This window comes from Streptomyces sp. WY228 (genome assembly GCF_019287315.1).
In the GTDB taxonomy this organism is placed as follows: domain Bacteria; phylum Actinomycetota; class Actinomycetes; order Streptomycetales; family Streptomycetaceae; genus Streptomyces; species Streptomyces caviscabies.
In genome coordinates this window covers 6,101,828-6,126,137 of sequence record NZ_CP079114.1, presented here as the reverse complement: position 1 = coordinate 6,126,137, position 24,310 = coordinate 6,101,828, and the positions used below count along the sequence as shown (strand labels likewise).

At 70.7% G+C, this 24,310-nt stretch carries 20 protein-coding genes and 1 riboswitch; of the genes, 12 read left to right on the top strand and 8 right to left on the bottom strand.

Annotated elements, in window-relative coordinates:
- Positions 1–6 precede the first annotated feature (6 nt).
- From KV381_RS26880 to KV381_RS26870, 3 genes are all read right to left on the bottom strand, one after another.
- Complete coding sequence (locus tag KV381_RS26880; RefSeq protein WP_032790142.1) at positions 7–969, bottom strand: ABC transporter permease; 963 nt, start codon at positions 967–969, stop codon at positions 7–9.
- Between the two features lies 1 nt (position 970).
- Complete coding sequence (locus tag KV381_RS26875) at positions 971–1,975, bottom strand: ABC transporter permease (RefSeq protein ID WP_030079026.1); 1,005 nt, start codon at positions 1,973–1,975, stop codon at positions 971–973.
- A gap of 85 nt (positions 1,976–2,060) precedes the next feature.
- On the bottom strand, positions 2,061–3,731 hold the full coding sequence (locus KV381_RS26870) for an ABC transporter substrate-binding protein (RefSeq protein WP_030079027.1): 1,671 nt from the start codon (positions 3,729–3,731) through the stop codon (positions 2,061–2,063).
- A gap of 324 nt (positions 3,732–4,055) precedes the next feature.
- Between KV381_RS26870 and KV381_RS26865 the strand changes: the two genes are divergently transcribed.
- Positions 4,056–4,472 carry a hypothetical protein gene (locus tag KV381_RS26865; protein WP_158688289.1) on the top strand — a complete coding sequence of 139 codons (417 nt, stop codon included), beginning with the start codon at positions 4,056–4,058 and terminating at the stop codon, positions 4,470–4,472.
- A 25-nt stretch (positions 4,473–4,497) separates the two neighbouring features.
- On the opposite strand, the gene KV381_RS26860 is transcribed toward KV381_RS26865, so the two are convergent.
- From KV381_RS26860 to KV381_RS26850, 3 genes are all read right to left on the bottom strand, one after another.
- The gene (locus tag KV381_RS26860) at positions 4,498–5,286 is read right to left on the bottom strand and encodes an enhanced serine sensitivity protein SseB C-terminal domain-containing protein (RefSeq protein WP_030079031.1); all 789 of its coding nucleotides are present in this window, start codon (positions 5,284–5,286) and stop codon (positions 4,498–4,500) included.
- A gap of 167 nt (positions 5,287–5,453) precedes the next feature.
- Positions 5,454–6,224: an enhanced serine sensitivity protein SseB gene (locus KV381_RS26855; protein ID WP_030632662.1), complete on the bottom strand. Its 771-nt coding sequence runs from the start codon at positions 6,222–6,224 to the stop codon at positions 5,454–5,456.
- A 73-nt stretch (positions 6,225–6,297) separates the two neighbouring features.
- Positions 6,298–6,990: an AAA family ATPase gene (locus KV381_RS26850; protein ID WP_030079035.1), complete on the bottom strand. Its 693-nt coding sequence runs from the start codon at positions 6,988–6,990 to the stop codon at positions 6,298–6,300.
- Between the two features lie 162 nt (positions 6,991–7,152).
- A riboswitch (glycine riboswitch) is annotated at positions 7,153–7,250 on the top strand.
- Positions 7,251–7,426: 176 nt separating this feature from the next.
- Between KV381_RS26850 and gcvT the strand changes: the two genes are divergently transcribed.
- From gcvT to KV381_RS26820, 6 genes are all read left to right on the top strand, one after another.
- Positions 7,427–8,542, top strand: a complete 1,116-nt coding sequence (gcvT, locus tag KV381_RS26845) for a glycine cleavage system aminomethyltransferase GcvT (RefSeq protein WP_218786585.1) — start codon at positions 7,427–7,429, stop codon at positions 8,540–8,542.
- A 132-nt stretch (positions 8,543–8,674) separates the two neighbouring features.
- Complete coding sequence (gene gcvH, locus KV381_RS26840) at positions 8,675–9,052, top strand: glycine cleavage system protein GcvH (RefSeq protein ID WP_030079040.1); 378 nt, start codon at positions 8,675–8,677, stop codon at positions 9,050–9,052.
- 19 nt (positions 9,053–9,071) lie between these two features.
- The gene (glyA, locus tag KV381_RS26835) at positions 9,072–10,331 is read left to right on the top strand and encodes a serine hydroxymethyltransferase (RefSeq protein WP_030632655.1); all 1,260 of its coding nucleotides are present in this window, start codon (positions 9,072–9,074) and stop codon (positions 10,329–10,331) included.
- 186 nt (positions 10,332–10,517) lie between these two features.
- Entirely contained in the window at positions 10,518–11,903 is a 1,386-nt protein-coding gene (locus tag KV381_RS26830; protein ID WP_030079043.1) for an L-serine ammonia-lyase, read from the top strand.
- Positions 11,904–12,314: 411 nt separating this feature from the next.
- Positions 12,315–12,710 carry a hypothetical protein gene (locus KV381_RS26825; protein ID WP_030079045.1) on the top strand — a complete coding sequence of 132 codons (396 nt, stop codon included), beginning with the start codon at positions 12,315–12,317 and terminating at the stop codon, positions 12,708–12,710.
- Positions 12,711–13,167: 457 nt separating this feature from the next.
- Positions 13,168–15,978 (top strand): LuxR family transcriptional regulator, encoded by a 2,811-nt coding sequence (locus KV381_RS26820; protein WP_218786584.1) that lies wholly within the window; start codon positions 13,168–13,170, stop codon positions 15,976–15,978.
- Here KV381_RS26820 and KV381_RS26815 read toward each other — a convergent pair.
- Positions 15,966–16,295 carry a hypothetical protein gene (locus KV381_RS26815; RefSeq protein ID WP_030079049.1) on the bottom strand — a complete coding sequence of 110 codons (330 nt, stop codon included), beginning with the start codon at positions 16,293–16,295 and terminating at the stop codon, positions 15,966–15,968. The genes KV381_RS26820 and KV381_RS26815 overlap by 13 nt on opposite strands.
- Positions 16,296–16,443: 148 nt before the next feature.
- Between KV381_RS26815 and KV381_RS26810 the strand changes: the two genes are divergently transcribed.
- The 5 genes from KV381_RS26810 (at position 16,444) to KV381_RS26790 (ending at position 22,586) form a co-directional block, all read left to right on the top strand.
- On the top strand, positions 16,444–16,641 hold the full coding sequence (locus KV381_RS26810; protein WP_143665566.1) for a hypothetical protein: 198 nt from the start codon (positions 16,444–16,446) through the stop codon (positions 16,639–16,641).
- 80 nt (positions 16,642–16,721) lie between these two features.
- Complete coding sequence (locus KV381_RS26805; protein WP_218787306.1) at positions 16,722–18,302, top strand: ABC transporter substrate-binding protein; 1,581 nt, start codon at positions 16,722–16,724, stop codon at positions 18,300–18,302.
- A 268-nt stretch (positions 18,303–18,570) separates the two neighbouring features.
- Positions 18,571–19,692 (top strand): S1 family peptidase, encoded by a 1,122-nt coding sequence (locus KV381_RS26800; RefSeq protein WP_247595083.1) that lies wholly within the window; start codon positions 18,571–18,573, stop codon positions 19,690–19,692.
- A gap of 148 nt (positions 19,693–19,840) precedes the next feature.
- Positions 19,841–21,280, top strand: coding sequence for a basic amino acid/polyamine antiporter (locus KV381_RS26795; RefSeq protein WP_218786583.1), 1,440 nt, complete (start codon positions 19,841–19,843; stop codon positions 21,278–21,280).
- 49 nt (positions 21,281–21,329) lie between these two features.
- Positions 21,330–22,586, top strand: a complete 1,257-nt coding sequence (locus KV381_RS26790; RefSeq protein ID WP_218786582.1) for an arginine deiminase — start codon at positions 21,330–21,332, stop codon at positions 22,584–22,586.
- A 27-nt stretch (positions 22,587–22,613) separates the two neighbouring features.
- Here KV381_RS26790 and KV381_RS26785 read toward each other — a convergent pair whose 3' ends face one another.
- Positions 22,614–24,284: an MDR family MFS transporter gene (locus KV381_RS26785; RefSeq protein ID WP_063751836.1), complete on the bottom strand. Its 1,671-nt coding sequence runs from the start codon at positions 24,282–24,284 to the stop codon at positions 22,614–22,616.
- Between the last annotated feature and the right edge of the window lie 26 nt (positions 24,285–24,310).

Below are 24,310 nucleotides of genomic sequence, written 5' to 3'. Positions count from 1 at the left end.
GGGACTTCAGCCTCGCAACTTCGGGTCGAGGGCCTCGCGCATGGACTCGCCGAGCAGGGTGAAGCCGAGGGCGGTGATGATGATCCCGACGGCCGGGTAGGCGGCCATCATCGGCTCGTTGTCGAAGAAGCGCTGCGCCTGGGAGAGCATCACGCCCCACTCGGGAACGGCCGGGTCGGGGTTGCCCAGGCCCAGGTAGGACAGGGCCGCGGCCTCGATGATCGCGGTGGCCAGGCTCAGGGTGGCCTGGACGATCACGGGGCTCAGCGAGTTCGGCAGGATCTGCGTGAGCACGATCCGCTTGCGCCGGATGCCGACCGCCTTCGCGGCGAGCACGTAGTCCGCGCCGCCCTGGACCAGCATCGAACCGCGCAGCAGGCGGGCGAAGATGGGGATCTGGACGACACCCACGGCGATCATCACGGTGGTCAGCGACTGGCCGAGGACCGCGGCGATGGAGACCGCGAGCAGCAGCGAGGGCAGCGACAGCATGATGTCGGTGAAGCGCATGATGACGGTGTCGACGCGCTGGCCGACCTTGCCGCCGAGGGTGGCGGCGGCTCCGGAGAGCACACCGACGAGCGCGCCGACGATCAGGCCGATGAGCATGGAGACGACACCGACGAGCAGCGTCTGCCGGGCTCCGACGAGCCAGCGGGAGAACATGTCGCGGCCCAGGTGGTCCAGGCCGAACCAGTTCTCGCCGCGCATGCCGACGAACTTGCCCTGGTTGGGGAAGACCTCACTGCGCCAGTTCTGCGCGGTGGGCCCGTGCGGGGCGACCCAGGGGCCGACGATCGCGACGAGGACGAACACGGCGATGATCGCCGCGCCGATGATCGCCATCTTGCTGGAGCGCATCCTGCGGAACGCCTCGCGCCACAGGCTGGTGCCGGTGACGGTCTCGGTGCTCTGGGTCAGCTCCGCGAGGCGGTCGATCTTGTCTGCTTTGTTGGTCATGATCGTCACGTCAGTGCACCCGCACTCTCGGGTCGATGATGCTGTACGCCAGGTCGACCAGGAGGTTGATGAGCACGTACACCATCGCGATGAAGAGAATGAATCCGACGAGGACCGGGTAGTCACGGCCGTCGATGGCGGTACGGATGAAGGAGCCGATGCCGCCGAAGTCGAAGACGGACTCGGTGAGCACCGCTCCGGAGAGCAGGCTGCCGGTCAGCAGGCCGACCGCGGTGATCACGGGCAGCAGCGCGTTGCGCAGCACGTGGCGGCCGCGCACGGTCTTCTTGTCCAGGCCCTTGGACTCGGCGGTGCGGATGTAATCCTCGCCGAGCACCTCCAGGACGCTGGCGCGGGTCATCCGGACGATCACGGCGAGCGGGATCGAGGCCAGCGCGACGGCGGGCAGGATCAAGTGCATGATCGCGTCCCAGCTGGCGTCGAACTCGCCGGTCAACAACCCGTCCAGTACGGAGAATCCGGTGATGTCGGTGGCGTTGAGTCCGGTGGTCAGCCGGCCCTGGCTCGGGAACCAGCCCAGTTCCACGGAGAAGATCCCGCGCAGCAGCATGGCCAGGAAGAAGACCGGGATGCAGATGCCGAGGAGGGATCCGGAGACGGAGGCGACGTCCAGCCATCCGCCGCGGTGCTTGGCCGCCAGGTAGCCCATCGGGATGCCCACGACCACGGCGATCAGGATGGCGGCGACGCTGAGCTCCACGGTGGCCGGGAAGCGCAGGGTGAATTCGTCCCACACCGGCTGGCCGGTCTGGGTGGAGGTTCCAAGGTCGAGCTCGAAGATGCGCTTGAGGAACCGCCAGTACTGGACGTGGACCGGCTCGTCGAGCCCGAGTGCCCGGTTGATTCTCGCTACTTCGGCTTCGGTGGCCCGCTCGCCCAGGATCGCTGAGGCGGGTCCGCCGGGCAGTCGGTTCAGCCAGAGGAACAGCAGGACCGACAGGCCGAGCAGGGTGGGAATGAGCTGGAGAAGTCTTCTTACGACGAGTCGCAGCACCCCGCATGCCCCTTTCTCACGTGCGTCGAAGCAGGACCGCCCGGCCACCTGGTTGCTGTGGCCGGGCGGACCCGCTGGTGTGCGATTACTTGAAGGAGACCTCGGCGAAGTTCTCCTGCGTCAGCGGGGAGACCTTCGGCGGGTTGACGTTCTTCGCGAACGCGATGGCCGGGGGCGACGAGGAGATCGGCACGCCCGGGACGTACTCCGCGATGACCTCGTTGGCCTTCTTGTACGCCTCGGTGCGGCCGGCCGGGTCGGTGACCTTGGAAGCGGCGTTCACGGCGTCGAAGACCTTCTGGTCCTTGAAGCCCCACTGCTTGTCCGGTCCGGCGAACCAGGTGCCGATGAAGTTGTAACCGTCGTTGAAGTCACCGGTCCAGCCGAGCATGTGCAGGGCGCAGGAGCCCGCCTCGGTGGCGTCCAGGTAGTCCGGGGCCCACTTCATCGCCTTCGGCTTGATGGTGATGCCGGCCTTCTCCAGGTCGGCCTTCATCAGCTCGAACATGTCCTGCGGGGCAGGCATGTACGGGCGGGTGACCTCGGTCGGGTAGCAGAAGTCGATGGAGAGCTTCTCCTCGCCGGCCTGCTTGAGGAGGTCCTTCGCCTTGGCGGTGTCGAACGGGTACGTCTTCACCTTGTCCGAGTAGCCGGCGACCGTGTCGGGCATGAACTGGGTCGCGACCTTGCCGCCCTCGGGCAGCTGGGTGTTGACGAGGTTCTCGCGGTCGATGGCGTGCGTGATCGCCTGGCGGACCTCGGGCTTCTTCAGCGCCGGGTTGGCCGACTGGCTCATGCCGACGTAGAAGATGTTGAAGACGTCACGGGTCGGAACCTCGTAACCCTCCTTCTCCAGCGTCGTCACATCGGCCGGCGCGACCAGGTCGTAGCCGTCGATGTCACCGGCCTGGAGCGCCTGGCGGCGGGTCTCCTCGGTGGAGATGGTGCGGAAGACCAGGTTCTTCACCTTGGCCTTGTCGCCCCAGTAGTCGTCGAAGCGCTCCAGGGAGACTTCCTTGTTCCCCTTGTTCCACTTCACGATCTTGTACGGGCCGGTGCCGGCGACCGTGCCGGCCTCCTGGCTGTACTTCGGGTACGTGATCGCGTCGCCCTTGGCGGTCGCGTTCTGCTTCGCGTACTCCTTGAGGGCCTTCGGCGAGTGGATCGCCAGGGCCTGCAGCGAGAAGCCGCCCGGGAGGTTCGCCGAGGGCTCGTTGACCTCGATGACCGCCGTGTTGTCGTCCTTGGCGGTGCAGGACTTGTAGTTCGCCTTGGGCGTCTCGGGGTCCTCGTTCTTCGCGAACCCGCCCATGATGGTCTGCCAGTAGTAGGAGACCGCGCTGGACTGGTACGTGCCCGTCCAGTTGAACCAGTAGTCGTAGTTCGCGCAGACCGCGGCGGCGTTGAACGCCTCGCCGTCGTGGAACTTCACGCCCTTGCGCAGGTTGAACGTCCAGACCTTGCCGGCCGGGTCGCTGTCCCACGTCTCGGCGAGGCCGCCGACGAGCTTGCTCCCACCGGGCTCGTGCTCCAGGAGCGCCTCGAACGCCTGGCGGGTGACGCGGAACGTCTCGCCGTCGCTCGCGAGGGCCGGGTCGAGGGAACCGGGGTCACCGGCTCCGGCGAAGACGAAGGTGTCCTTGTCGCCCCCCTTGGAGCCGCCTTCGTCCCGCTCGCTGGAACAGCCCGTGGCGATCAGACCGACAGCGACCGCTGTCGTGATCGCCCGGACAGCCCGGGACTTGAATATTCGCATGGGTCCACCCCTGGTTCGCCATGTGGTGAGGTTTGATGGCCGCACACTACAGACGGTGCCCGCCGCAAGAGAACAGTCCGGATAGCGGTGAGACCTAGTCGAGACCCGGACAGTTAACAAACCGTCCAGTTCCGGGACATCCTCCCGGGGGAAGTTAACAAGCCGGACATCGAGGGGTGTTCGACGGAGGGTGACCGAGGACGGAGATGGCGGGCGCCAGGATACGGAGACGGCGGGCGCGCGGGTACGGAGACGACGGGCGCGCCCGACCGCCCGGCCGCTCGCCCTGGTCCGGGGCCGGCCCGCCTGCGCTAGCTTCGCCTCATGCTTCCGCTCATCAGTTCACACGCCCAGGTGTACGACAGGGAGTTCCGCAGGCGCGGAGTGCGCGAACAGGGGTGGGGCCGGGGAATGGTGGCCGTGGCCGTCCTCATCTGGCTCTGGCTGGCCTACCAGCTCTTCTTCTCGTTCACCATCGAGTACGGCGTGCGCTCCGAGACCATCGCGTGCGATTCCCGCGCCTTCCACCGTGACGCTTCCTCCGACGAGGCGTCGCACTCCGAGACCGAGCGCAGACTCTGCGCCGCCGAACGCGACTGGGGGCCGATGCTCGCCGCTTTCCTGCTCTCCCTCCCCCTCGCCACGGTCGGCGCCGCGCTGTACGCCTCGGGCACATCCGCGCTGCGAACCGCCGACTACGCCGCTCAGGTCACCCGTCTGAACGCCGTCGAGGAGGCCTGAAGCGCGGCCGGCCGGGCCTTCGGGCTCAGCGGGGCTGGGGCGGGTAGCCGTATCCGGGGGCGGCGAGGGGCGGCGGGCCGGCGGGGGCGTGGGCCTCGCGGTCGTAGAAGGGGCGGGCGTTCGCGCGCAGCCACATGCCGACCGGGTCGTACTCGTCGGACAGGGCGACGGTGGAGACGGGCAGCCCGTCGGGGACCGCCGCGACCGACTGCCGCATCATCTCGCGCACCGATTCGACGGCGGCGCGGCCGGTGTCGTAGAGGTCCAGGCCGATCGCGAGATACGGGACGCCGACCGCCGGGTGCACCCAGGCGCGGCGCAGCGAGCGGATCGCGGGGGTGCGGTGGGCGTTCTGGGTGAGCAGGGCGTAGAACTGCGGGAGCTCGATGGCGGGTTCGGAGAGCCGGAGCGGCCCGGCGGGCAGCCGGTCCAGGCCGGTGGCGATGCGCCGCAGGTCGAGCCAGGGGATGCCGACGCCGCCGCCGGGGGCGTGCGGGTTGAGCCAGATGCCCCAGCGGTCGGGGAAGAGGGCGCGGGCGATGTCGCGTCCGGTGACCAGCTCGTGCGAACGGTTCCAGCCACTGGCGGAGAGCTCCTGGGCGGAGGTGACGCAGGGCGCGTACCCCAGGCCCTCGATCTCCATGTTGCCGTACTGGGCGTCGGGCGAGCCCGCCGTGCCGTGCCAGAGCAGCATCCAGATCCGGCCCTCGGCGACCGCCGCGAGCAGCGCCTCGTAGGTGTCGTAACGCCCGGGGGTCACCTGGCGCAGCATGTGCTCGACCTTCCCGGCCGCCGCGGTGCCTGACGCACTCACCCTGGGTCCCGCCCCTCGTCGATCCATCGCGTTCGCGCCACCGCTCCCGGGCACACGGGAGCGACCACGCCATCAAACCAGCTTATGCGCCACTTCTGACACCGACTTGACGCCACGGTCCGGCGGCACCCGGTCCGGTCGCCTTCGGCGGGCCTCGTACCGGTGGATCAGTGGCCCTCGCGCCGGTAGAACGGGCGTACCTTCTCCCGCATCCAGTCGCCGACGAGGTCCTGGGCCACATCCAGCAGGACCAGGTTGACCGGCCAGGGCACCTGGACCCGGCCGAGCGCCCGGCCGATGGCGTCCATGGGGGCGCTCTGGCCCGCGCCGTCCCAGGTGGCGAACTCGACGCCGACGAAGAGGACCGGGTCGCCGCCCTCGATGCTGGCCAGCGACCGGCGGGCGGTGCTCACCACGCCGGTGGCCTCGAACTCCTCGGACACGGCGGTGAGGAAGTCGACCGGGTCGTGCTGCCAGTCCGGTTCGTACAGTTTGACCCGGCCGCCGGTGGCGGGCCCGTCCAGGGCGGTGCGCCCGGCCCGGCAGAGCTCGGCGACGGCGGGCGGCGGAAGCGGTATGCCGACCGCGCCGCCGGGGTTCACCGCGATGCCGACCTGCGGGGGCAGGCCCCGGGCGAAGTCGCGGGCGGGCGCGACGGCGAAGGACATATGGCTGCCGACGCAGCTGAGGAACTGGGCCTCGGAGCTGAAGACGGGGACGAAGGCCGCGCCGTCGATCTCCATCATCGGCAGGTCGAGGTCCGCGCTCGCGGGGCTGCCGCCGCCCGGCAGCGGCACCCAGACGGAGCTGCGGCCGAGCACCTCGACGAGGCGGCCGCCCGCGTCCGGGACGCCGAGCGAGGCCGTCAGCACCTCTTCGAGCTCGTTGGCGGGCCAGCCCTGCTGGGGGTGCGCCGGTGCGGGTGCCGGAATGTCCACTGCCTCTGTGCCCTCTCTCGACCCTCGGCCGTCGCGCGCGGCGGCCGTCGTGCTCAGGCCAGCACCCTAACCTTCAGCGGCTCGCGGGGGCCTCGGCCTCCGTGAAGGAGATCCGTCCGAGCGCCCCCGCCGCCGGCCGGTCCAGCAGCACCGCTGAGGCACAGCCGGCGGGCAGCAGCCCTTGCTCGGTGTCGCGGAGCAGCCGGGCCACCGCGTTCCGGTGGCGGGCGAAGGCGTAGCCGGAGACCCCTCGGCCGCGCTCCCGCTGCCCCTGCCGGGCCACCTCGGGCGTCACGTCGAGCAGGATCAGATGAAGGGCGCGGCCCCGGCTCACCGCGTGCCGGGCGAGCCAGCCGCGTACCCAGGTCTGGGTGCCGCAGTCGTGCACGACGACGGATTCACCGGAGCGCAGGGCGTTCCAGAGGCCGAGGTAGTGCGCGGCGCGCACCAGGGGGCGGTAGAGGGCGTAGGGGAGTAAGCGGGGCAGCGCGGCGGCCCAGCTGTCGCGGGTGTTCTGGGAGTCGATGGCGCGGCCGCGCACGGCCCGCCGGATGAGGGTCGACTTCCCGCTGCCGGGGAGCCCGGAGACGACCACGACGTCACCGGCGGTGAAATCGAGGCAGTACGGGGCGCGGCCGGTGCGCCCGCGCAGGTCACGTACCACCGGCGCACCCCGTGTGAGCTGCTCTCTTACGGGTGCGCCGGGTTGTGCGGGCATCGCGTCGTGCGCGACCCCCGCGGTCGGTACCGACCGCTGCAACGTCATCGCCCATCCCCCTGCCGTCGGGTCACCCACGCCTGCTCCTGAAGTGTAAAGAAAAGGCAATACGGCACAACCGACCTCGCCGTCTTCCCCCGAGTGGGGACCGGGCCCCCACTCTCCCCCGATGCGTGCGATGATGACCCCGCAAACTGCATACCGGCCGTTCGAATCCGCGCGGGAGAGTTCCGGCCACAGTGTGAGCCGGGCGCCGAAGGAGCAAGATCCTCCCTTGAATCTCTCAGGCCCCGTACCGCGTGGATGAGGCAGATCTGAAAAGCGAGCCGCCCTGCGGCTCCACCCAAGGTGCAAGCCGAGCCCTGTGAACAGGGGCGCCCCCAGGGGCATACCCCGTCAGGGGCTATCGGCGAACCTCTCAGGTTCCGATGACAGATGGGGAGGATTTTCCGTCCTGACGTCGTCATGCCCTGGAGCCGTATCCATGAGCACTGCCCCCCGTCTCACCGCCCTCGACGCGCTGCACCGCTCGCTCGGCGCCACCATGACCGACTTCGCGGGCTGGGACATGCCGCTGCGGTACGCCAGCGAGCGCGACGAGCACAACGCCGTACGCACCCGGGCCGGGCTCTTCGACCTGTCCCACATGGGCGAGATCACCGTCACCGGCCCCGAGGCCGCGGCCTTCCTGAGCTACGCGCTGGTGGGCAACATCGCCACCGTCGGCAACGGCCGGGCCCGCTACACGATGATCGTCCAGGAGGACGGCGGGATCGTCGACGACCTGATCGTCTACCGCCTCGGCGAGACGGAATACATGGTCGTCGCCAACGCGGGCAACGCCCAGATCGTGCTGGACGCGCTGACCGAGCGCGTCGGCGGCTTCGACGCCCAGGTGCGCGACAACCGGGACGCGTACGCGCTGCTCGCGGTCCAGGGCCCGGAGTCGCCCGCCATCATGAAGGCCGTCACCGACGCCGACCTGGACGGGCTGAAGTACTACGCGGGCCTGCCGGGCACGGTCGCCGGGGTTCCGGCGCTCATCGCCCGTACCGGGTACACCGGCGAGGACGGGTTCGAGCTGTTCGTCGCGCCCGAGCACGCCGAGGCCCTGTGGCAGGCGCTGACCGAGGCCGGCGCGCCGCACGGCCTGATCCCGTGCGGGCTCTCCTGCCGGGACACGCTGCGCCTGGAGGCGGGCATGCCGCTGTACGGGCACGAGCTGACGACCGCGCTGACCCCGTTCGACGCGGGCCTGGGCCGGGTCGTGAAGTTCGAGAAGGAGGGCGACTTCGTCGGCCGCGAGGCGTTGCAGGCCGCCGCCGAGCGCGCCGAGACCGCCCCGCCGCGCAAGCTGGTCGGCCTGATCGCCGAGGGCCGCCGGGTCCCGCGCGCGGGCTTCCCGGTCGTGGCCGACGGCAAGGTGATCGGCGAGGTCACCTCCGGCGCCCCCTCCCCGACCCTGGGCAAGCCGATCGCCATGGCCTACGTGGACGCGGCCTTCGCCGCCCCGGGCACCGAGGGCGTGGGCGTGGACATCCGGGGCACGCACGAGCCGTACGAGGTCGTCGCGCTGCCGTTCTACAAGCGCCAGAAGTGATATCCCGGAGGGAACGGTGCATTCCGGGCCCTCCTCACCGGCGCGCGGGCGTCACAGAAGTGACGTACCTCCGTCTCACACCGTAAGACCACCGTTCATCAGCACTCCCCCGCGTACAGGAGAATTCAGGTCATGAGCAACCCCCAGCAGCTGCGGTACAGCAAGGAGCACGAGTGGCTGTCGGCCGTCGAGGACGGCGTGGCCACGATCGGCATCACGGAGTTCGCGGCCAACGCGCTCGGCGACGTCGTCTTCGCGCAGCTCCCGGAGGTCGGTGACACGGTGACCGCGGGCGAGACCTGCGGTGAGCTGGAGTCGACCAAGTCCGTCAGCGATCTGTACTCGCCGGTGACCGGTGAGGTGACGGCGGCCAACCAGGACGTCGTGGACGACCCCTCGCTGGTGAACTCCGCTCCCTTCGAGGGCGGCTGGCTGTTCAAGGTGCGCGTCGCGGAGGAGCCGGCCGATCTGCTCTCCGCCGACGAGTACACCGCGTTCTCCGGCAACTGAGACCTTAAGGGACCCCCTGATGTCGCTTCTGAACTCCTCCCTCCACGAGCTGGACCCGGACGTCGCCGCCGCCGTCGACGCCGAGCTCCACCGTCAGCAGTCCACCCTCGAAATGATCGCCTCGGAGAACTTCGCTCCGGTCGCCGTCATGGAGGCGCAGGGCTCCGTCCTCACCAACAAGTACGCCGAGGGCTACCCCGGCCGCCGCTACTACGGCGGCTGTGAGCACGTCGACGTCGTCGAGCAGATCGCGATCGACCGGATCAAGGCCCTGTTCGGCGCCGAGGCCGCGAACGTCCAGCCGCACTCCGGTGCGCAGGCGAACGCCGCCGCGATGTTCGCGCTGCTGAAGCCGGGCGACACGATCATGGGCCTGAACCTGGCCCACGGCGGTCACCTGACCCACGGCATGAAGATCAACTTCTCCGGCAAGCTCTACAACGTGGTCCCGTACCACGTCGACGAGAGCGGCACCGTGGACATGGAGGAGGTCGAGCGCCTCGCCAAGGAGTCCCAGCCGAAGCTGATCGTGGCCGGCTGGTCCGCCTACCCGCGCCAGCTGGACTTCGCCGCCTTCCGCCGCATCGCGGACGAGGTCGGCGCGTACCTCATGGTCGACATGGCGCACTTCGCGGGCCTGGTCGCGGCCGGGCTGCACCCCAACCCGGTGCCGCACGCCCACGTCGTCACCACCACCACGCACAAGACCCTCGGCGGTCCGCGCGGTGGCGTGATCCTCTCCACCCAGGAGCTCGCCAAGAAGATCAACTCGGCGGTCTTCCCGGGCCAGCAGGGCGGCCCGCTGGAGCACGTGATCGCGGCCAAGGCGGTCTCGTTCAAGATCGCGGCGGGCGAGGAGTTCAAGGAGCGCCAGCAGCGCACCCTGGACGGCGCGCGGATCCTGGCCGAGCGCCTGGTCCAGCCGGACGTCACCGAGGTGGGCGTCTCCGTCCTCTCCGGCGGCACCGACGTGCACCTGGTCCTGGTCGACCTGCGCAACTCCGAGCTGGACGGCCAGCAGGCCGAGGACCGGCTGCACGAGCTGGGCATCACGGTCAACCGGAACGCCATCCCGAACGACCCGCGCCCCCCGATGGTCACCTCGGGTCTGCGGATCGGCACCCCGGCGCTGGCCACCCGCGGCTTCGGCGCCGAGGACTTCACCGAGGTCGCGGAGATCATCGCCGCCGCCCTGAAGCCGTCCTACGACGCGGACGACCTCAAGGCCCGCGTGGTGGCGCTGGCCGAGAAGTTCCCGCTGTACCCCGGCCTGAAGTAGCACCTGGCCTGCGGTTCTGCACGTTCGGGCGGGGCACCGCGCACACTGAACAGAGTGAGCGCGGTGCCCCGATCCGTGTCCCCGATGATCCTTCTTGTTCCGCTCGCCCCGCTTATTCCGCTCGCCCCGCTTGTCCCGCACCACCCAGGCAGACAACGGCGTCTTCCAACCCCAAGGAGTACTCCCGTGGCCATCTCGGTCTTCGACCTCTTCTCGGTCGGCATCGGCCCGTCCAGCTCCCACACGGTGGGCCCGATGCGTGCCGCCCGGATGTTCGCGCGCCGCCTGAAGAACGAGGGCCTGCTCGCGCACACCGCGTCGATACGGGCCGAGCTGTACGGCTCCCTCGGCGCGACCGGACACGGGCACGGCACGCCCAAGGCGGTCCTGCTCGGCCTGGAGGGCGAGTCGCCCCAGACCGTCGACGTGGAGACGGCCGACGCCCGGGTCGAGGCGATCCGCTCCACCGGCCGGATCAACCTCCTCGGCATGCACGAGATCCCGTTCGCCTTCGACGACGACCTGATCCTGCACCGCCGCAAGGCGCTCCCGTACCACGCCAACGGCATGACGATCCTCGCGTACGACACCGAGGGCGCCCCGGTCCTGGAGAAGACGTACTACTCGGTCGGCGGCGGCTTCGTCGTCGACGAGGACGCGGTGGCCGGCGAGAACCCGATCGTCCCGGACGACACCGTCCTGCGGCACCCCTTCCGCACCGGCGACGAGCTGCTGCGCCTGTCCCGCGAGACCGGCCTGTCCATCTCCTCGATGATGCTGGAGAACGAGCTGGCCTGGCGCACCGAGGCGGAGATCCGCGCCGGACTGCTGGACATCTGGCGGGTCATGCAGGCCTGCGTCTCGCGCGGCATGTCGCGCGAGGGCATCCTGCCCGGCGGCCTCAAGGTCCGCCGCCGCGCCGCGAACTCGGCCCGCCAGCTGCGCGCCGAGGGCGACCCGCAGGCCCACGCGATGGAGTGGATCACCCTCTACGCGATGGCGGTCAACGAGGAGAACGCGGCGGGCGGCCGCGTCGTCACAGCCCCTACCAACGGCGCCGCGGGCATCATCCCCGCCGTTCTGCACTACTACATGAACTTCGCGGCGAGCGGCTGCACCGAGACCGAGAAGGAGGACAGCGTCGTACGCTTCCTCCTCGCGGCCGGGGCGATCGGCATGCTGTTCAAGGAGAACGCCTCGATCTCCGGCGCCGAGGTCGGCTGCCAGGGCGAGGTCGGCTCGGCGTGCTCGATGGCGGCCGGAGCCCTGGCCGAGGTCCTCGGCGGCTCCCCCGAGCAGGTGGAGAACGCCGCCGAGATCGGCATGGAGCACAACCTGGGCCTCACCTGCGACCCGGTCGGCGGCCTCGTGCAGATCCCCTGCATCGAGCGCAACGGCATGGCGGCGGTGAAGGCGGTCACCGCGGCGCGGATGGCGCTGCGGGGCGACGGCAGCCACAAGGTCTCCCTCGACAAGGTCATCAAGACCATGAAGGAGACCGGGGCGGACATGAGCGTGAAGTACAAGGAGACGGCGCGGGGCGGGCTCGCGGTGAACATCATCGAGTGCTAGGCCGATGGGCCCTGACCAACGTGTTCGCATCATTCAGCGCGGCTGAGCGCCGCGGACCTGTGGCGTACCGGAACACGCTTCCGGCGTGGAATTCCACCGAAGCCGCCCGGTCGGACTCTGCGCTCGATCGCCTGTCTGTTCGGCCACCACGGATTCGCTTTCGGTACGGCTGCACAAGGCCGGACGCTCCCGCCCTGCCCCGCCATGCCGCAGCTCTGACCTGCCACAACCAGCTTGTGGAGCACGCCATATGAGGCACCGCCCATGCCTCCCCTCACACACGGGGTGATGCCACTCACACACCGACGGATTCGCTGGCCGGGCCAGCCCTTGGCTGGAATCGTCTGCTTGCGCTGCTCCGGTGTGGTTCCGTGCCGCAGAAAGTGGTCCGCCGGAGAACAAGGAGGATCTATGTCTGTACTGGGTCGTGCGGCCGTGGCCGCTGTGAGCGCTGTCGCGCTGGTCGGGATGATGGCCTCGCCTGCTTCCGCAGCGGACAAGACGCTCTCGCTCGGCGCCGCCGGCTACATGAAGTTCATCGACAAGGGAGACATCTTCAAGGTCTGCGACACCAGGGCGGAGGGGTCCGGTGTCTACGGCACCCTCTGGTACGACTCGTTCGTCACCACCGGCGGCTACAAGCGGGTCTTCAACCTGTCGGACGGCGGAGACAAAGGCTGCGGCAGGAAGGTTCACGACATCGGCAACGGTGGCCACTACGTCATGACCGTTTGTCCCGGAAGGTATCCGACGAACCCGTGGGATCTCGAAGGTTCCTGCACCCACTCCGGCGGGTTCAACGAGTAGACACCGAGAGGGGTGAACCGGTAGCAGGGTCACCCCTCCGTCTGCCGCCGGCGCCGCCTCGCGGCGGACGTGCGGGGCTGAGCGCGGAGACCGGGTGCCGGGTATTGATCAGGTATCCGTGAATCCGCCTCCTCGGATGTATCCGGAGCACAGGGGTGGCTTAGCTTCGGGCCGCGGTGACCGGGCTTACGGAGGGAACCTGCGCGCGTCGTCCTTCGGGGTCCCAGCCGGAAGGGCACTGCGCCCTGTGTGTGGCAGTCGGCCGGGCGTGCTCCGCTGCGCGCCGTTCCGTCGAAGGGCCCTCCGTACGCCCGGCACCGGCGCCCTCCCCCGTGCACGGAACGTGACCGCGGGCGACCGTCCGTGAAGAGGTGCGTCCGTTGCCGTTCGCCCAGAATGGGCCTGGGCGCACTGCGGTGGGCCGGGCCCCGGGACGACGGAGAGCGAGGGTGGCGACGTGATCGCGACGTGTGGTTCTGCCCGGCGGTCCCTCGCCCGCGCCTTCGCCGACCCGGACGCCGGGCCGATGCTGTTGTACGTCGAGGGCGCCGCCGGACTGGGCAAGACGCATCTGCTGAGCGAGCTGGCCGGCCTGCCCGAGGCCCCGGATGCGGCCCGCCTGTGGTGGCGGTGCGGAGCCGGGGACGGACAGCAGGTGGCGGACGAGCCCTGGGGGAAGCCGGCCCTGCTGCTGGTGGACGACGTCCACCGGGCGGACGAGGACGAGCTGCGGCGGCTGCGGCGGGTGCTGGAAGGGCTGGAGCCGGGTTCGGCGGCCGCGGTGGCCTATCGCCCCGAGGAGCTTCCCGTTCCCGGTCTGCCGCTGGGCGGTTCGGCGATGGCCTATCCCTTCCGGCTGACGGTGCTGACGCACCGGCTGGCGCCCTGGGACGAGGAACGGGTCCGGCGGGCGGCCGCGGACGTCCTGGGCGAGAGCGGCGGTACGGCCGAGGCCGTGGGCACGCTGCACGAGCGCACCGGTGGGGTTCCCCGGGCGGTCGTCGATCTGCTGGCCCTGCTGCGGGAACAGCGGCCGGCCTTCACCGGCACGGCCGCCGAGGTGGCCGCGGCCGGGGTGCCCACCCGCCTGGCGGAGCTGGTGCTCAGCCGCACGTACGCGTTGTCCCCGGCGCACCGGCCGCTGGTCTGGGCGGCCGCCGTCCTCGACGGGCCCGCCGCCCGGGACGAGCTGATCGCGGTGTCGGGGCTCGGGGCCGTGCCCGGGAGCGACGCGCTGCTGCGGGCCCTGGAGAGCGCGGCCCTGGCGGAGCCGGGCGAGGGACGCTACGGCTTCGCCGTCCCGCTGGCGGCCGCCGCCGTACGGGACACCGTGCCCGGGCCCGTACGGCAGGATCTGCACCGGCGGGCGGCCGGTGTGCTCAGCCGCAGGCAGCCGGTGGCCTGGACCGCCGTGGGCGAGCACCACCGGGCGGCCGGTGACGACCGTCGGTGGCTCAGGGCGGTGGAGAAGGCGGCCGAGTCGGCGGCGGCGTCCGGCCGGCACCAGGAGGCGATCGTCCTCCTGGAGCGGACGCTCGCCGCCCCCGGCATCCCGCCGCAGGCCCGGGCCCGGCTGGCGCCGCTGCTGGCCCGTAACGCGGTGACCGGGCTGCGCTCGGACCAGACCGTGGAGGTGCTCGCGCAGATCGTGCAGGACGGGGACCTTCCCCCGGCCGTACGCGGTGAGCTGCGGCTCGACCTGGGGCTGATGCTCTCCAACCAGATGGGCCGGTTCGCCGACGGCTGGCGGGTGCTGGAGATCGCCGCCGCCGAGCTGCGCGAGGTACGGTCCGTGCTGGCCGCCCGCGCCATGGCGGCCCTGGTCACCCCGTACTGGCCGGGCGCCTCCCTCGACGTCCACCGGGGGTGGCTGATCAAGGCCGTGGCCGCGGCGGACGACAGCGGGGACGAGGCCATGCGCACCGCCGTCCTCGCCAACCAGGTGGGTCTCGCCATGAGTTGGGCCGATCCCGAGGCATGGGACCTGGTGGAGCGGCTGCCCGTGCAGAGCACGGACCCCGCGTGCGTCCGGCAGGCGGCGCGCGGTCTGTGCAACGCCGCGGACTCCGCCGTCTGGCTCGGCTTCTACCGGCGCGTGGACGGTCTGCTGGCCGAGGGCCGTGAGCTGGCCACGCGCAGCGGCGCACCGTACACCGAGCACAGCGCGTCGGGGACCCGGCTGCTCCAGGAGTGGTGGACCGGCCAGTGGCTGGGCCTGGCACGGAGGTGCGAGGAGTTCATCGCCGACACCGCGGACATGCCGTTCCTCGCCTCCGACGCCTACGTCGTACGCGGCTTGCTGGCCGTCGCCCAGGGGGACTGGGGGGAGGCCCGGTCCTGGCTGTCCCAGCGCGGGACGTTCGGGACGGAGAATCTGCCGGTGCCGCTGGGCGCGACCGCGGCCGGCGCGGTGATCCGGCTGACGCTGGCCCGCCAGGAGGTGGCGGACGCGGCGGAACAGGCGCGGGCCGCGTGGACGGTGGTGGCCGAGAAGGGGGTGTGGCCCTGGGCGGCGGAGCTCGCGCCGTGGGCCGTGGAGGCGCTGGCGCGGGCGGGCGACACCACCGGCGCGCAGGCCATGGTCCGCGACTTCGCCCAGGGTCTCGGGGCGGCGGACGCGCCCGCCGCCAGGGCCGCGCTGGTCTGGAGCCGGGCCGTCCTCGCCGAGAACGAGGCACTGGCCCAGGGGAAGCCGAGGGGTCTGCTGGCGGCCGCGGAGGCGTACCGGAAGGCGGCGGCGGCCTATGCGGAGCTGCCCCGCCCCTACAGTCAGGCGCTGACCACGGAGTGCGCCGGACGCTGCGTGCTCGCGGCGGACGCCGTGGGCGAGGCGGGTGGGGCCGACGGTACGCAAGCGTCCGAAGGCGCGGCGGACGGCGCGGGAGCCCACGGCTCCGGAGCGTCAGCGGCGGGCGGCTCCGCCGCCCCGGCCGGCGACCGCGCTTCCACCGCGTCCGCCATCGCCGAACTGGAGTCCTGCGCCCAGCACTTCACCGACCTGGGCGCGGTCTGGGACGCGACCCGGGCCAGAGCCCTGCTGCGGACCCGGCAGCCGGCCAAGAAGGGCCGCCCGCCCGGACGCCCGTCGCACTCCGACCAGCTGTCCCCCCGGGAGGCGGAGGTCGCCCAGCTCGCGTCCTCCGGACTGACCAACCGGGAGATCGCCGCGACCCTGCATCTCTCCCCGCGGACCGTGGAGCAGCACATCGCCGGTGCCATGCGGAAGACCGGCGCGCTCTCCCGCCGCGATCTCGTTCACCGGCTCTGACGAGGACGAGGCCCCACCGGCAGAAAGGACCGGCCGGCCCAGAAGCTCCGGTCGTGCTCCCATACGGCCACGGTCGCGGCCGTCCAGTCGAACACCCAGCCGGACCGCACCCCGCGCGCTCCCCAGCCGTCCGGACGCCGGCGCGGGATGGCGAAGCCCGCCTTCTGTGCGGCGACCGCCGCGTCGCACGCCTCGCGTGCGATGCGCAGCGCGTCCGACTCGGTCTCCGCGCACCCGGTGAAGACGTGCAGGCCGCACCGCTCGGGCTGCAGAGCGTTCCGGGTGGGGACATTGACCTGGAAGTACAGCTCGCCCATGACGCCATCTCCTCGGTGTCGCGGTTTCCTGCCCTACCGGCGCGGGCTGCGACGGATGCTCGCCGGCGGGGCTTGTCTCCCTCGCGCCGGATCCACCACTGGCAGGTTCTCCCACCGTACGAGGTGCGCCCGGTCCTCAATATCCGGAATGACCCGATCACCTATACGTATCTCGCGCGCGTCCCGTACGTACCCCGGCATTCCACGGGCGGTCCCGGCCGCGCTCGCCGTGCATCCGGGCGACGGAGCCCGGCGTGAGCGGACGGACGGGGAGCCCGCCGCCTCCGCCCGGGCCCACCCCCGTACCGGAGCGGGCGGGACGGGGCGTACGACGCCGTATCCGTGATTCCCGGCTACGGATAAAAACGCCCACGCCCGGTCACTAGGTTCCCCCCACCGACGCACGACATCGCCATGCCCATGAGCATGCCCATGACCAAGGGACCCATGAGCACCTCCATGAAATTCATCCGCCCCGGAATCGTGGCAGGATCCTTCGCCCTGCTGTTGGCCGGTGGCTGCCAGTTATCTCCGGCCGAGACCGCCGACGAGAAGCCGATCACCATCGGGACGTCCAGTGTTCTGGCGGGACTGGACCCCGCCGGGGTGTACGACGCCGGCTCCTGGGCGGTCTTCACGAACATCTATCAGAACCTGCTCACCTTCGAGCCGGGGTCGCCCACCCCGAAACCCGACGCGGCCGAATCCTGCGCCTTCACCTCCGCCGCACTCACCACGTATCGGTGCGAGCTCCGTGACGGCCTCACGTTCTCCAACGGGAACCCCCTCACGGCGGCGGCGGTGGAGCGATCCTTCGAACGTATTCTGCGCATCCGCGATCCGCTGGGGCCGGGACCGCTGTTCGCGAACCTTCTCTCCGTGGACGCCAAGGGTTCGCTGGTGACCTTCCATCTCGCGACCGCGGACGCCACCTGGCCGTCGAAAATCGCCACGGGCGCCGGGTCCATCGTCGACCCGGCGGAATTCCCGTCGCACCGACTGCGGGAGGAGAAGAGCGCATCGGGGTCGGGGCCCTATGTCATCGCGTCCTACACGGCGGGAAAGTCCATCACCCTGAAACCGAACGCCGATTACCGAGGCGCCGTGACCAAGCGGGGAGTCGCGATCGAAGTCCATTACTTCGAGACCTCGCAGAACGTCGAGGAGGCCTGGAACGCCCGGACGGTCGACATCGCCTACGCGGGACTTCCGGCCGCCACCCTCGCCGGGATCGACCCCGGCGACACGGACGTACGGCTCTCCGCCGGAGACAGCGCCGAGGCGCACTATCTCGTGCTCAACATGCGCTCACCGCAGCGGCCGTTGGGGCAGCCCGCGACCCGCAGAGCCCTGGCCGCGCTCGTCGACCGCGGGCATCTGGCGAGCGAGGTGTTCGAGCACACGGTGACGCCGCTGTACTCGCTCGTCCCGCAGGGCGTCGTCGGACACAGCACGGCGTTCTTCGACCGCTACCCGGAGGCGGATCCCGCGTACGCGGCCGAGCGCCTGCGATCCGCCGGTGTCACCACTCCGGTGCGCATCAGACTCGGCCACCAGACCGGTATCGCCGCCGTCGAGGCACGCGAGCTGAAGGAACAGTGGGAGAAGGACGGGCTGTTCCGGGTCGAGCTGGTCGAGGAGCGCGATTTCACCACGTATCAGAAGCGCTGCCTCAAGGGTGAGTTCGACGTCCACCTCTATCAGTGGATACCTGATTTCCCGGACGCGGACACCTTTGTCCAGCCGCTGGTGGGGACCGGCAACGTCCTGGGCAACGGCTATGCGTCGGCCGAGGTCGACCACGCCATCAGGGACACCCAGCGGTTCACCGACCGCAGCAAGGCCATGCAGCGGTTCCGGGCGGTCCAGGACACGATCGCGAAGGACGCTCCCCTGATCCCCGTCTGGCACAAACAGCGCCAAGTGGTGACGCGTTCCACCGTTCTGGGCGGGCATCTCCTGGCCGAGGACGCGATCTGGCGGCTGTGGGAACTCCGGCGGCTCTGAGCCCCAGGGGGGCCGGTCCGGATGCCCGCGCTTTATCTGCGTATCCGTGAATGCGCCGATCCGGGTATCCCGCCGGACGCCGGGCCTCAATAGTTCGGCTCGCGGCGAGTTCCGAACTCGCCGTCGGCCAGGGCCCGGCGCTTCACCCCCCATACGGGTCTCCGGCCGTCATCCGGAAGGAATCAGCGTGCGCAACAACACACGTAAGTACGGCCTTGCCGCCGCGGGCGTCCTGCTCTCGGCCGCCACGGTTCTGGGAACCCAGACCATGGCCCAGGCGCAGGACGGGGCGACCACTCCCCGCTACCAGCCCGAGATGGTCCGGGCGTTGGCCGCTTCGCTCGGTGTGAGCGAGCGGGCGGCGGTCGACCGGCTGGACCGGCAGGACGCCCAGCAGGCCGCCCTCGCCGACCTGCACAAGCGCGGGATATCCGGCGACGGGGCGTTCTTCGACGCCTCGGGCCGGCTGACCGTCAACGCCGGCGACCGGGCCGAGGCGGCCCGGATCGAGAAAGCCGGGCTCGACGCCCGGGTGCCCGCCAGAGGCCAGGCCGCACTCGACCGGATCAAGGCCGAGCTGGACCGCCTCGCCACCGGGAGGACTCCCTCCGGCGTGGTCGCCTGGTCCGTGGACCTGCCCGCCGACCAGGTGACCGTGAAGGTCAACAACGACCGGGGCGCCGCCGCCAGGGCCTTCCTCGCCAAGGCCGCCGAGCACGGCTCCGCCGTCCGGATCGTGCGGGGCCAGGAGAAGCTGGAGGCCAAGGCCGCCATCTACCCCGGCAGCAAGATGACGTTCAACAACACCACCCAGTGGTGCTCCGTCGGCTACGGCGCCCGTGACAGCTCCGGCAAGCAGTATCTGGTGACCGCCGGGCACTGCGTCACGAACACCCTGCGCTACGACGGTGCGGCGTTCGCCCAGGGCTACAGGACCCGGTACGCGCTCGGCACCCGCAGCGTCGACATGGGCATCCTGACCATCAACTCCGGCCACTCGATCACCACCAGCGTCGGCACCTGGGGCAACAGCAGCCCGGTCGCCGTCCGGGGCGGCACCCGCGCCTCGTCCGGCGCCGCGGTCTGCAAGTCCGGCGCCACCACCGGCTGGACCTGCGGCACGATCGGCTCGTACAACAACACCGTCACCTACGTCGACCTCAACGGCGGCCCCGACACGGTCGTCAGCGGCCTCGCCACCTCCAGCGTCTGCGTGGAGGGCGGCGACAGCGGTGGCGCGTACATCTCCGGCAACCAGGCCCAGGGCATGACCTCCGGCGGCCCGACCAACCAGAAGTGCACCGGCGGGGTCAACTCGCGCGGCTCCTCCTACTTCCAGCCGCTCGACGACGCCCTCCGCTACTACGGGCTGACGCTCAACACCAACTAGCCACACCCGTAACGGAACCGGCCGGGGGCCGCTCGCGCGACCGGCGAGCGGCCCCCGGTCGCGCCACCACCCCCCATTCCGGGACAAAACGCCCGACATGTTGCTAGCTTTCCCTGGTTGGCCGATGACCGCATCGACGAGGGAACCCATGAGCCATGCCGAGGCCCCGCCGCGACCGGCCGCCAAACTGACGCTCCTGACCCTGACCGCGATGGTGGTCGGCTCGATGGTCGGGGCCGGAGTCTTCTCGCTGCCGCGGCGGTTCGCGCAGGAGACCGGGGTCGCGGGGGCCCTGATCGCCTGGGCGGTCGCCGGGACGGGCATGCTGATGCTCGCCTTCGTCTTCCAGGCGCTCGCCGTGCGGCGGCCGGACCTGGACGCCGGGGTCTACGCGTACGCGAAGGCGGGGTTCGGCGAATATCTCGGGTTCTTCTCCGCCTTCGGCTACTGGGCCAGCGCCTGCGTCGGCAACGTCACCTACTGGGTGCTCATCATGTCGACGGTCGGCGCGGTGGCGCCCGCGCTGGGCGACGGCGACACGGTGACGGCGGTGGTCGTCTCCTCGGTGGGACTGTGGGGGTTCTTCCTGCTGATCCGGCGGGGCGTGAAGGAGGCGGCGGCGATCAACCGGATCGTCACCGTCGCCAAGATCGTGCCGATCCTCTTCTTCGTCGTGCTGGCGCTCTTCTACGTCGAACCCTCCGTCTTCGCCGACAACTTCAGCGGGACCGCCGAGGCCGGCACCCTCTTCGACCAGGTCCGGGGCACCATGCTCGCGACCGTCTTCGTCTTCCTCGGCGTCGAAGGGGCCAGCGTGTACTCGCGGCACGCCAAGCGCCGCGAGGACGTCGGCCGGGCCACCGTCCTGGGCTTCCTGAGCGTGTTCGCCGTCTTCGCCTCCGTCACGATCGTCAGTTACGGACTGCTGCCGATGGCCGAGATCGCCGAGCTGCGGCAGCCCTCGATGGCCGAGGTGCTGGAGTCGGCCGTCGGGACGTGGGGCAAGGTCTTCATCAGCGTCGGCCTCATCGTCTCCGTGCTCGGGGCCTATCTGGCCTGGACCCTGATGGCCGCCGAGGTCCTCTTCGTCGCCGCCCGGGACAAGGACATGCCGCGCTTCCTGGGGCAGTCGACGGCGGCGGACGTCCCCGAGAACGCCCTGCTCCTGACCACCTGCCTGAGCCAGATCGTGCTCGTCGTGACGCTCTTCTCCGACGACGCGTTCACCTTCGCCCTCGATCTGACCAGCGCACTGAGCCTGATCCCGTTCCTGCTGGCCGCCGGCTTCGCGGTGAAGGTCGCGGCCCGGCCGGGGCGCTGGGGCGCGGTGGGGCGCTCCACCCGGCGCGAGCTGGTCGTCGCCGTCGTGGCGACGCTCTACACCGCGTTCCTGCTGTACGCGGCCGGGCCGAAGTTCGTCCTCGTCTCGCTCATCCTCTACGCCCCGGCGACCTTCCTCTTCGTCAAGTCCCGCAGGGAGCAGCGGCGCAGGCTCTTCTCCCCCGGCGAGGCGGTCGTCTGCGCGGTGTCGGTCATCGGCGCGGCGGTCGGGATCGCGGCCCTGGCCGCCGGCTGGATCGAACTCTGAGCGCCCGCACCTCACCGCCCCGTCTCCCCCACCGAGTGAAAGGCCCACCGTGACATCCACCGCCCCCGCCTCCGCCCTCGGCGTCCACTCCGAAGTGGGGCGGCTGCGCAAGGTCCTGGTCTGCGCCCCCGGCATGGCCCACCGCCGGCTGACCCCGACCAACTCCGACGACCTGCTGTTCGACGACGTGATGTGGGTGGAGAACGCCCAGCGGGACCACGCCGACTTCGTCGCCCAGCTCACCGAGCGGGGGGTGGAGGTGGTCGAACTGCACGCGCTGCTCGCCGCGACCATGGCGATCCCGGAGGCCAGGTCCTGGCTGCTCGACCGGAAGATCGACGCGAACGAGGTGGGCCTCGGCCTGGTCGACGACACCCGCGCCTTCCTCGACACCCTGACGCCACGCCGGCTGGCCGACCACCTCATCGGCGGTCTCGCCATCGCCGACCTCCCGGAGGAGTTCCGCTCGGCGTACGTGGGTCTGGCCCGGGAGGGCACGGGGGCGCGGGAGTACCTGATGCCGCCGCTGCCCAACACCCTCTACACCCGGGACACCACCTGCTGGCTCTACGGCGGGGTGACGCTGAACCCGCTCTACTGGCCCGCCCGGCACGACGAGACCCTGCTGATGAAGGCGGTCTACACCTTCCACCCCGACTTCCGGGGCTCCACCGTCTGGTGGGGCGACCCCGAGAAGGACTGGGGCCGGGCGACGTTCGAGGGCGGGGACATCATGCCGGTCGGCAACGGCGTGGTCCTCATGGGCATGAGCGAACGGACCTCCCGCCAGGCGATCACCCAGGTCGCCGCCGCGCTGTTCGCGCAGGGGGCGGCCGAGCACGTCATCGTCGCCGGCATGCCGAAGCTGCGCTCGGCGATGCACCTCGACACGGTGTTCACCTTCGCGGACCGGGACATCGTCACGCTGTACCCGCGCATCATGGACGACGTCCACACGTTCTCGCTGCGGCCCTCCGACCGGGCGCCCGGGATCGCGATCACCGACGAGGGCGCCACGCCGTTCACCAAGGTCGTGGCCCGCGCGCTGGGCCTGCCCCAGCTGCGGGTGATCGAGACGGGCGGCGACGTCTACGCCTCGGAGCGCCAGCAGTGGGACAGCGGCAACAACGCGGTGGCCCTGGAGCCGGGGGTCGTCTTCACCTACGACCGGAACACCCAGACGAACGCGCTGCTGCGGCGGGCCGGCGTGGAGGTCATCACGATCGTCGGCGCGGAGCTGGGGCGGGGCCGGGGCGGCGGGCACTGCATGACCTGCCCGCTGATCCGCGACGCGGTGGCGTTCTGAGGGGTACGGGGGCGGGCCGGGCGCGCGTCACTCCGCGGCCGCGGTCCTCTCGCCCGCCTCGTCGCTCTCCTCGTCCGGCTCCTTCGGCTCTCTCTTCTCCTTGATGGTGAGCGATACGAGCACCGCGAGGAGACCGAGAGCCCCCAGGGCGAGGAAGACGGTGTTGATACTGCTCCCCATGCCCTCCAGGATCGGGCGCGCGACTCTGGGGTCGAGCGTGCCGAGCACCGACGTGTTGTCGAGGTCGATGCCCTCGGTGCCGTCGAGCAGCCCGTCGAGGACCTTCTGGTCGGCGGCGCTGGACCGCACGGCCGGGTCGTTGATCGCCGACCGCAGCTCGGGCGAGTTCCGTACCGAGGCGAAGGAGTCGATGATCCGGCCGGCGGCGATGCCGAACATGACCGAGAGGAAGACCGCCGTGCCGGAGATGGCGCCGAGCTGCCGCGAGAAGCTGTACAGCCCGCTGGCGACGCCCATGTCCTTGCGGGGAACGCTGTTCTGCAGGGCCGTGAGGACCGTCTGCATGAAGACGCCGAGCCCCAGGCCCATCGCGACGGCCAGGGCGCCCATGATCCAGAGCGGGGTGTCCACCCCGACCGTGCTGAGCACCAGATAGGTGACGCTGAGCATGGTCAGGCCGCCGGCCAGCATGAACTTGTAGCGCTCGGTCCTGGCGACGACGGGTCCGGCGAACTTGGCTCCCACGGTGGTCGCGATCGACTGCGGCAGCAGGAGCAGGCCCGCGGTGGTGGGTGAGAGGCCCTGCACGATCTGGAGGTGGAGCGGCAGGAACGTCATGGAGGTGAAGGCGCCGATGCCTCCGATGAAGTTCACCACGTTCACCCGCGTGAACGCGCTGTTCCTGAAGAGCCGGGGCGGCATCAGCGCCTCGTCGCCCATCCTGCGCTCCACGAGCAGGAACCAGACCGCACCGGCCGCGCCCAGCGCGAACAGCGTCAGCGAGAGCGGCGAGGCCCAGCCCCATTCCTTGCCCTGTTCGGCGACCAGCAACAACGGCACCAGGGCGATGACCAGCGAGGTGGCGCCCCAGTAGTCGACGCGCTGGGGGACCCGGACGCTCTTCAGGGTGAACAGCTTGCCGACGACGACCAGGGTGATCAGGCCGATCGGCAGGTTGACGAGGAAGATCCAGCGCCATCCCTCGATGCCCAGGAAGCTGTCCGAACCGGCGAAGAGCCCGCCCACGGCCGGGCCCAGGACGCTCGCGACGCCGTAGACCGCGCCGAAGTTCGCCTGGTAGCGCACCCGCTGGTCCGGCGGCAGCATGTCGGCGAGCACGGCCAGGGCGACCGACGCCAGCCCACCGCCGCCCAGTCCCTGGATGCCTCGGTACAGGGCGAGTTCGTACATCGACTGGGACGTCGCGCAGAGCAACGACCCCAGCAGGAAGAGCGCGATGGCCACCATGTACAGCCGCTTGCGGCCGAAGATGTCGGAGAGTTTTCCGTAGAGCGGCAGCGACATGGTCGCGGTGATCAGATAGCCGGTGGTGGCCCAGGCCTGCAGGGTCTGTCCGTGCAGGCTGTCGGCGACCGTCCGCATCGCGGTGGCCATGATCATGCCGTCGAGCGCGGACATGAAGACCGCGAGCAGCAGCCCGGTCACCACCAGGGTGACGGTCCGCCGGCTCAGCTCGGGGTACTGCGGTTCCTCGTCCGCCGCGACTGCCTCAGCCATGGCTGGTACGTCCCTTCTCGCTTCGC

Excerpts from the sequence above, each read along its gene's own strand:
- gcvT (WP_218786585.1), top strand. The coding sequence starts at position 7,427 with ATGAGCACTGCCCCCCGTCTCACCGCCCTCGACGCGCTGCACCGCTCG.
- KV381_RS26870 (WP_030079027.1), bottom strand. The coding sequence starts at position 3,731 with ATGCGAATATTCAAGTCCCGGGCTGTCCGGGCGATCACGACAGCGGTC.
- KV381_RS26800 (WP_247595083.1), top strand. The coding sequence starts at position 18,571 with ATGGCCCAGGCGCAGGACGGGGCGACCACTCCCCGCTACCAGCCCGAG.
- KV381_RS26815 (WP_030079049.1), bottom strand. The coding sequence starts at position 16,295 with ATGGGCGAGCTGTACTTCCAGGTCAATGTCCCCACCCGGAACGCTCTG.
- KV381_RS26865 (WP_158688289.1), top strand. The coding sequence starts at position 4,056 with ATGCTTCCGCTCATCAGTTCACACGCCCAGGTGTACGACAGGGAGTTC.
- KV381_RS26785 (WP_063751836.1), bottom strand. The coding sequence starts at position 24,284 with ATGGCTGAGGCAGTCGCGGCGGACGAGGAACCGCAGTACCCCGAGCTG.
- KV381_RS26850 (WP_030079035.1), bottom strand. The coding sequence starts at position 6,990 with ATGACGTTGCAGCGGTCGGTACCGACCGCGGGGGTCGCGCACGACGCG.
- gcvH (WP_030079040.1), top strand. The coding sequence starts at position 8,675 with ATGAGCAACCCCCAGCAGCTGCGGTACAGCAAGGAGCACGAGTGGCTG.
- glyA (WP_030632655.1), top strand. The coding sequence starts at position 9,072 with ATGTCGCTTCTGAACTCCTCCCTCCACGAGCTGGACCCGGACGTCGCC.
- KV381_RS26810 (WP_143665566.1), top strand. The coding sequence starts at position 16,444 with ATGACCCGATCACCTATACGTATCTCGCGCGCGTCCCGTACGTACCCC.
- KV381_RS26795 (WP_218786583.1), top strand. The coding sequence starts at position 19,841 with ATGAGCCATGCCGAGGCCCCGCCGCGACCGGCCGCCAAACTGACGCTC.
- KV381_RS26825 (WP_030079045.1), top strand. The coding sequence starts at position 12,315 with ATGTCTGTACTGGGTCGTGCGGCCGTGGCCGCTGTGAGCGCTGTCGCG.
- KV381_RS26805 (WP_218787306.1), top strand. The coding sequence starts at position 16,722 with ATGCCCATGACCAAGGGACCCATGAGCACCTCCATGAAATTCATCCGC.